Source organism: Streptomyces sp. UNOC14_S4 (genome assembly GCF_020740835.1).
GTDB lineage: Bacteria > Actinomycetota > Actinomycetes > Streptomycetales > Streptomycetaceae > Streptomyces.
Window position 1 is genome coordinate 1 of record NZ_JAINFC010000726.1, and the last position, 2,843, is coordinate 2,843.

A 2,843-nucleotide genomic window follows, 5' to 3' on the forward strand; every position below is an offset into this window, starting at 1 on the left:
CCACCACCAGGCGAGGGAGGGGATGGGCAGGGGTGCGAGGCTGTCGTCCGCCGGCGCGGGCTTCCACCACTGGGTGCGGTCCGTGCCGTACGGATCGGCGTAGCGTGCGCACACCGAGGCCCAGTCGAGGTGGCCGCGGATGAAGTGCCCGAGCGCCACCAGATAGCAGCGCAGCTCGACCCCGGACCGGGGCCAGATCTGCTCGCGTAACCGCAGGAAGAGGGTCATGATGCGATCCCGCATCGCCACGGCCTCTTCCTGGGCGCGGGCCGGCTCGCAGTCCCGCTCCTGGGCGAGCACGTCGATCAGGTTGAGGTTGTCCCCTGCCCGCTGGATCTCCTTGTTCCGCGAGTAGAAGTCGTTGTCCCAGGCCACGAGGGTCCAGGTCATCTCCGTGAGGGCCCGGACCTCGGGCCGGTCGAGGTCGTGGTCGTGGAGTTCGTAGCCTCCCGCGATGTCCATCAGCGCCGTGGACGGCGCCATGCCGATGGCACGCATCCACATCGCGGAGTAGTCGTTGAGGGAGGGCAGCGCGCGGTCCCGGCGACAGGCCGCCTCCCATACGAGGCCGGAGAGGTAGGTGCGCATGCCCTCGACCCAGTGCCGGAGCTGACGCGGGGTCGCGTGGGCGCCCAGCTCCGCGCGGACGACGCGGAGCGCCGCCGCGTGGGGGGTGTCGTCCGGCCACGCGGGCGTGGGGGCCTCCAGGACCCGCATGAGGCGCGAGGTCACATGGGCGAGACCGTGTGCCGTGGCGCCCGCCTCGTCACAGACGGCGTCGTCGAGGGAGAACAGCACCGAGTGCAGCTTCGCGACCACGGCCAGCGGGTCCGCTTGGCCGTAGGGCATGGTCCGGGCGGTCAGCCCGCCGAAGTCGCACCGGACGAGACGCTGGCGCTGATGCGGCGAGGTATCGAGCTCCTGTTCCAGCATCCAGTCCACCGAGGCACTGTCGATCTCCCGCATCCGGGGGTGCACGGCGGGCGGTATCGGGCAGTAGAAGGGCACGATCTCCAGGGGCTGTACTGCCATCCGCTCTCGTACGCCTGCCATGCCGCCTCCCCAGGCCGACCAACAGCGTTCGTGTCCACTTTTGCGCGGTTACCTGCCCATGGTGGACCGGACATAACCCGCGGCGCATATCGGCTCACACCTTTCCAGCGCGGGGCGCAAGGTTCGGATTGGATCGTTTTCGATTGGATCGAGCCAAAGACATTTTCCAGGTGGGTGACAACCGTTGAATATTGCACGCCGTTGTCAGGGTTTTTTCCTCTACGGTCTGCGATGTTCGATGTTCCCGGGGATGGCCGGATCTCGCTCATGCATAGGGCGGATGAATGATCGACGATCACCGACACGGGTGGACCACCGAGCCACAGGGAGGCACGGGATGGCGATGACAGCGTCCTTCGGGCGGGGCGCCGCCCTGCTCGCCCGGCCCTGGCCGCGCGCGGCCGCGACGGTCCTGGTCGGAGCCCTGCCCGCACTGACGTTCCCCGTACCCGCGTGGTGGTGGTTCGCCTATGTGGCCCTGGTGCCGTGGCTGCTGCTGATCCGCTCGGCCGCGACCGCGCGGCGGGCGGCCCTCGACGGCTGGCTGGGCGGGGCCGGTTTTCTGCTGGCCGTGCATCACTGGCTGCTACCGAGCTTGCATATCTTCATTCTTGTGCTGGCTGCGCTGCTGGGAGTGCTGTGGGCCCCGTGGGGCGTGCTGGTTCACCGGTTGCTGGGCGGCTCACCTGGGACGGGGCGGGCGCTGGCGGCTCTCGTCCTCGTTCCGGCGGGTTGGTTGATGGTCGAACTTGCCCGTTCCTGGGAGTATTTGGGGGGTCCATGGGGGATGTTCGGGGCCGGCCAGTGGCAGGTGGCACCCGCGCTGAGGGTCGTTTCGGTGGGCGGGATCTGGCTGGTTAGTTTCCTTCTGGTGGCCCTCAACACCTCCGTCGCCCTGCTGACCGGCGCTCCGCGCACCCGCGTCGCGGGGGTGGCCGGGGTGCTCGCGTGCGCGACGGCCGTCACCTCGGTGTGGCTGTGGGCCCCGCGGCCCCGGAGCGCGGGCACCGTGCGCGTGGCCGTCGTCCAGCCGGGGGAGGTCGCGGGAGCGGAACAGCGCTTCGACCGCGAGGAGTTGCTGACCCGCCGGCTCGTGGGCCGTCGCCCGGACCTGGTGGTGTGGGGCGAGAGCAGCGTCGGCGAGGACCTGGGCCGCCGCCCCGACCTGCGGGACCGGCTCGCCGCGCTGTCCCGCGCGGTCGGCGCGGACCTGCTGGTCAACGTCGACGCCCGGCGCTCCGACCGCCCCGGCATCTTCAAGAGCTCGGTCCTCGTCGGCCCCGGCGGCCCGACGGGGGACCGCTACGACAAGATGCGGCTGGTGCCGTTCGGGGAGTACATCCCGGCGCGCTCCGTCCTCGGCTGGGCGACGTCCGTGGGCAAGGCGGCGGGCGAGGACCGCGGGCGGGGTGCCCGGCAGGTCGTCATGCGGGTGCCGACCCACCACGGCGACCTGCGGATCGGCCCGCTCGTGTGCTTCGAGACGGCGTTCCCCGACATGAGCCGCCACCTGGCGCGCGACGGCGCCGCCCTGATCGTGGCCCAGTCCTCGACCTCGACGTTCCAGCACAGCTGGGCACCGGAGCAGCACGCGTCCCTGGCCTCGCTGCGCGCCGCCGAGACATGGCGCCCGATGATCCACGCGACCCTGACGGGCGAGACTGTGGCGACGGACGCGCACGGCGAACGCGTGGGCGCTCCGCTGGGGACGGACCGGAGCGGGGTGGCCGTGTACGAGGTGCCGCTGGCGGCGGGTGTGAGCCCTTATGTACGGCTGGGGGATTGGGTGG

2 protein-coding genes are annotated in these 2,843 nt (G+C 71.0%); one reads left to right on the top strand and one right to left on the bottom strand.

The annotated features are described in order from the left end of the window. A partial coding sequence (locus K6I34_RS34955) for a hypothetical protein (protein WP_229332056.1) occupies positions 1-1,053 on the bottom strand: 1,053 nt, incomplete at its 3' end. 337 nt (positions 1,054-1,390) lie between these two features. Between K6I34_RS34955 and lnt the strand changes: the two genes are divergently transcribed. Beyond that, a partial coding sequence (lnt, locus tag K6I34_RS34960; protein ID WP_374231105.1) for an apolipoprotein N-acyltransferase occupies positions 1,391-2,843 on the top strand: 1,453 nt, incomplete at its 3' end.